Annotated in this window: 6 protein-coding genes; 2 read left to right on the top strand and 4 right to left on the bottom strand. The window is 49.7% G+C overall.

The features are described 5' to 3' along the window. Nucleotides 1-87: 87 nt before the first annotated feature. Entirely contained in the window at nt 88-537 is a 450-nt protein-coding gene (locus QPL98_RS19120) for an NERD domain-containing protein (RefSeq protein ID WP_153741778.1), read from the bottom strand. Further along, on the bottom strand, nt 534-743 hold the full coding sequence (locus QPL98_RS19115; RefSeq protein WP_153741777.1) for a helix-turn-helix domain-containing protein: 210 nt from the start codon (nt 741-743) through the stop codon (nt 534-536). Before QPL98_RS19115 ends, QPL98_RS19120 begins: the two co-directional genes overlap by 4 nt. Nucleotides 744-1,670: 927 nt before the next feature. Here QPL98_RS19115 and QPL98_RS19110 point away from each other — a divergent pair. Then, the gene (locus QPL98_RS19110) at nt 1,671-2,981 is read left to right on the top strand and encodes an AAA family ATPase (RefSeq protein WP_153741776.1); all 1,311 of its coding nucleotides are present in this window, start codon (nt 1,671-1,673) and stop codon (nt 2,979-2,981) included. Beyond that, a complete protein-coding gene (locus QPL98_RS19105) occupies nt 2,974-4,419 on the top strand; it encodes a hypothetical protein (RefSeq protein ID WP_227549008.1) in 1,446 nt (481 codons plus the stop codon). Before QPL98_RS19110 ends, QPL98_RS19105 begins: the two co-directional genes overlap by 8 nt. 132 nt (nt 4,420-4,551) lie before the next feature. Here the strand turns inward: QPL98_RS19105 and QPL98_RS19100 are convergent, their stop codons facing one another. Both QPL98_RS19100 and QPL98_RS19095 read right to left on the bottom strand, forming a co-directional pair. Continuing rightward, the gene (locus tag QPL98_RS19100) at nt 4,552-4,764 is read right to left on the bottom strand and encodes an AlpA family transcriptional regulator (protein ID WP_153741774.1); all 213 of its coding nucleotides are present in this window, start codon (nt 4,762-4,764) and stop codon (nt 4,552-4,554) included. 39 nt (nt 4,765-4,803) lie between these two features. Next, a partial coding sequence (locus QPL98_RS19095; protein WP_303293834.1) for a hypothetical protein occupies nt 4,804-5,105 on the bottom strand: 302 nt, incomplete at its 5' end.

The following is a 5,105-nucleotide window of genomic DNA, read 5'->3' as shown; positions in this document are numbered from 1 at the left end:
TTACGCTTCTTGGTCTGGTACTCGGCTTCGGAGAAGGTGATCTGATCCATGGTGGCAACGAATCCTGTGCAGTTGACGATGACCGTATTATCGCTGATTTTGAGACTTATTCAGAGCCTCCTTAACAACATGCTCGGCAGATAGGAAAACAACTGTATTGATGAATGGGATGGTTTCCTTGGACTTGCGAGCGGATGCCTGAGTTTTCAGTAATGACGCCAGTTTCTTCGCCTTTCGATCAGCGAGCAAACGGGGGTTATCAAACGCTTTTATGCCGCCCTCAGGCTTTTCCCATACCCAGGTATTCGCGTCACCCCGGATAGCCCCTGGATGTGATTTGATTTCAACCAGGAACAAACCTTTGGGGGTCAGCACCAAGAGATCTACTTCATTGATCGAGCCGTTTTGAGCAATGAATTCAAAATTGGCCCATGCACGGTAGGGCTCATGGTCCGGCAGAATTTCCTTGGCATAATCCAATGCCTCCCGCTCCCATGTGAAATCGGAAGGAGTGATTTGTTTCCACAGGTTTTTCATAATCCAGCGTGCCCCTGACTAACATTGCCGCTTGGGGCGACTGTGCGGGTCTTAATCCATGATTGGATCTCTTCCTCTTTAAAGCGCCATGAGTTGGCTACTTTAAAAGCCGGTATTGCACCCTTAGAGGCCAAGCGATACACGGTTCGTTCGTGCACTTTCAGGTACGCTGCGACTTCTTTAATGGTCAGTATCTGATCAGTCATATCACTTGGCCGGTGTCAAAAGAGTTCAAGGTAGTTCAAATGATTCTCGAGGGCAACTGACGTGATAGATAGGGCGCTCTTGGTCGAAATCCACTCGGTTAAGAGGCCGATTACCACAACTCGTTTTCGATATCACACACTCGGTTCCGTTTCACTTTATGTAACCCTGGAAGACGGATTGCGATTATTGAGATGGCTTATGATCCTGAAACGGCGTGGTTATGTTAATCTCGCGTGCTAATGTGGTGTGAGTATTCAAGGTGCTGCCGCTGCGTGTATCTAGTAGGTAAGTGCGCTGGGCTGAAGATTTTTTACTGGTTGCTCAGTTCGGTTATTGACCACAATGCTCTGAGGCCAGATTGCCTAGGTGGATTTTCATGAAAGACTGCTCCCGGCGAATTTAAAATAGGTCGTTAAGTCAGCGAAGCTTCTAAGTAAAGGGGGCTCCAACTGACGGTCTTGTTTTCAATTCGCCTTTGGGGCAGCACAGTCAGACAATGGTGTACGATAAAGAATGAACAGTGACTTTTTGGACGCGCACTTTCGCCACTGGGAGGATGCCGACCAGTTGTTTGGAATGGGGTGTTGGGCAAATGCAGACCAGCTATTTGGTATGTGTGCTGAATGTGGTCTTAAAAGGCTAATGCGAGCGTTTGGTATGCCTTTCGATGTGAATCGGGACAGGCCACAAGAAAGGCAGGACAGGGAGCATGCAGACGGCGTTTGGGCGAGATACGAAGCATATCGGAGTGGCCACCATCAAGGGGCTCACTATAGCTTGCCTACGACCAATCCCTATCAGAACTGGCATGTGTCGCAACGATATGCAAACCGGAATCAATTTGATGAGGTTAGAGTCAGGCCGCACCGAGATGGAGCTGAAGAAGTGCGCAAACTGATTCAAAAAGCGAGGCGGGAAGGGTTGATATGATCACTTTTGATGAAATTTTGATGATTGTAAGGGAGGTGCTAACTCCTCATGCAGACTTGATTGAGCGCATGCAGCCTATCATAGTCAATCGTGACCTAAATGGCCGGGTACGCCTGATTGTATCTGCTGATTTCGATAAGGTTTCGCGCGAATCAGTGGTATTGGGGACAATCTCGCAGGAATTAGCAGAACGACTTACTCCGCATGCTTTCCCCCATGAACAAATGATTCTGTACGAGGATGATGTGTCTGCTGTGCTCAGCGAAGCTCCATGCTTTCCGCTTGAAGGTTTGACGGGTGCGATTGTTGCTGACCGTCTAGCTACCGCTGGGCGTTGGGCGAGCATTTCACCCGTGGTTGAAGGTGCGCCTCGCGTAGTTTTTTTTTCGATCAAAGGTGGCGTCGGGCGCTCTACGGCTATGGCGGCGTCCGCTTGGTCACTGGCACAGTCCGGTAAACGTGTATTAGTGATGGACTTGGACCTTGAGTCTCCGGGGTTATCCACCGGGTTGCTACCATCTGAGCGTCGGCCAACTTACGGTATAACTGATTGGTTGGTGGAAGATTTAGTTGATAATGGTGCAACAGTATTCGAGGATTTAGTTGCAACTAGCGAGCTTTCTCATGATGGTGAGATCTACGTGGTACCTGCGCACGGGGCCGATCCTGGGGACTACATAGCAAAGCTCGGAAGGGTTTGGATGCCGAAGTCAGGTGAGGCAGGAAAGATTGAACCTTGGTCCCAACGCCTTAATAGATTAATCACTCGGCTTGAGCAGCGTTGGAAGCCTGACATAATCCTTATGGATTCTCGCTCCGGAATAGATGAGGTTGCCTCTAGCTGCGTAACTGATCTAGGTGCGGGCTTGGTTCTTTTGTTTGCTATTGATGGGGAGCAGACCTGGTCTGGCTACAGAATACTTTTTGACTACTGGAATCAAGCAGGAGTGGCTCGAGAAATAAGGGAGCGCTTGCAATTGGTCGGAGCGATGATCCCAGAAAGGGGGGCAGTCGAGTATTTTGATAGTCTGAAAGAAAGCAGCTGGGATTTATTTTCCGGTGCGCTTTATGATGAGGTGCCACCCGGGGAAACGGCCAGTGAATTATGGAATTTTGACGACAGTGATTCGGGTGCTCCTCATTACCCTTGGCCGATTAAATGGCATCTTGGTTTCGCAGCTCTGACATCTTTGCATGCCCGGCTGGGGAAAATAGACCGAGATGAGGTTGAGTCTATTTATGGCAAGCTTATTGCGGGGCTTAATCTCGCCGCTTCATCGCTAGAGGAAAATAATCATTGTGATTAGCCAGACTCGAAACGCCCTTATAAATGCGCTACCTGTGGACACCTCTTATAGTGGTAGCGCGCCACCACCGGAACATCTATATGTGCCTCCTACCCATCTAAAGGCGTTAAGGCCGGAATGCCAACTGGTTGTTGGCACAAGAGGTGTGGGTAAATCTGTATGGACTGCGGCTCTGAATGATAGGGCGCTGCGCCGAAGGCTTGGTTCGTCAATTCCTCAGTTAGATCAGGCTCATATCCGTATTGGGTTTTCTGAGCGACCAGAGCCTAATCTTTATCCTGATTCAGAAACGTTTACGCAATTGATTCATCAGGGGTACGATCCTTTTGCCGTTTGGCGCGCAGTCGTAATTAGGTGGGCTGTCGAGTTCCTTGATCGAAATCTCCCATGCGCAAGCTGGAAAGAGAGCGTTGAGTGGGTAGCCAGTAACCCAGAAGAAATTGCACAGGCAATGAGTGAAGTTAACGAGCAGTTCAGCGCAGAAGGTGTATACGGCATTATCCTGTTCGATGCTTTGGATAGGTTGAGCAGTGACTGGCTCATCATGGATAAGATCGTTCGTGGACTTCTACGCGTCGCTCTTTGGCTGAAGCCTTACGCATGCCTATCTGCGAAAATCTTTTTACGAGAAGATCAGCTGGAACGTACGGTAACTGACTTTCCTGATGCATCCAAATTGACGGCGACCAAGGCTGAGCTGTCTTGGGAGCCACATGATTTACATGGGCTGTTATGGCAGTACTTGCTTAATGGGCCGGGTGAACATGGGAATATCCTACGTGAGATTTATACACGCAAATTAGGCATTGAACCTCTGCATGATCAGGATCGTTACCTTCCTAATGATCAGGTAAAAAGGGAGACGCCGGCTCAACGTACGCTATTTGAGTCCCTCGCTGGACCTTGGATGGGGAGAGATCGTCGCAGGGGGGTTCCTTACGTTTGGACTGTCGGACACCTCGCGGATGGGCAGGGGCGTACGTCCCCCCGCTCTTTTATCGCAGCTATTCGCCAAGCAGGGGAAGACACATCTGAGCGTTATCCGGAGCATCACTACGCTTTACATTTTGAAAGTATCAAGCGTGGGGTGCAGAAAGCTTCGGAAATTCGAGTTAGCGAACTTGCAGAGGATTATCCCTGGGTTCGTGCTGTGCTCGATCCTTTACGTGGATTGACCGTGCCGGTTGCTTTTGAGGTCATATCCCAGCGTTGGACCGACTACTTTCCAAGGGGGCCCGAAGATGCAAATGCAGGAGGGCGTTTGCCTCCTCAGCATGCCGAGAAGGGCTGGAGCGGCGTAAGAAATGATTTGCTCACCGTTGGCGTTTTTGAAGAACGGAAAGACGGGCGTATCGACATGCCAGATTTATATAGGGTTGGCTTTGGTTTGGGTCGCAAAGGCGGCGTAAAACCTAAGAATAGCGGACGCTCATCCTAGATGGGCATCCGCTTCTTGTAGTCATAAATTTTTGCAGGATTTTATGATTAGGTGAGGTAAAGAAGACTAGGCAAGCCTCGGGAGGGAACGTCTACCCAAGGCCACTGTCGTCCACAACGTTTTCTGAAATAATTAAAGGCCCCAGCCCCTGGACGTTCCATGCCGCATATCACGCTCGACCTGTTTTTCCTGCAACCACTCATGGATTTCCGAATCGATCCAGCCTACAGATTTACCACCCAGTGATATCGGTCTGGGGAACCTGCCCAGATCGGTGTACTTATAAATAGTGGACCTAGCCAGGCCGGTTTTCTCGATCACCTCTGCAAGTCTCAGAACTCTCATAACACCACTCCTATTTTCATCCATAATATTTGCTGGAAATCAGCGACATGCCAACACCGGGAATTCGGTGCTGGCACGATTGCCATTATTCGCCACAACTCGTGCAGGGCCATGCCACTTTCTGTTGGTAATGTTTTTAGAACACAACAAGAAAGGAGTGCTGCTATGGGATTTGTTTCGTGTCTTGAGGATCAACAAAAGCGGTTTGAATCGGACTGCCATGCGTATTCCAGACCAAGGTTGCCACTGATTCCAGACGAAGCCTGCCACCCATTCCACGCGAAAGCTGCCACTGATTCCACGGCAAAGCTGCCACCCTGGCAGGCTGCCTGATTTCCCCA

This window comes from Marinobacter sp. ST-43 (genome assembly GCF_030541085.1).
Classification (GTDB): domain Bacteria; phylum Pseudomonadota; class Gammaproteobacteria; order Pseudomonadales; family Oleiphilaceae; genus Marinobacter; species Marinobacter nauticus.
Note: the sequence above shows the minus strand (reverse complement) of the source record. Positions and strands in the feature narration are given on the sequence as shown.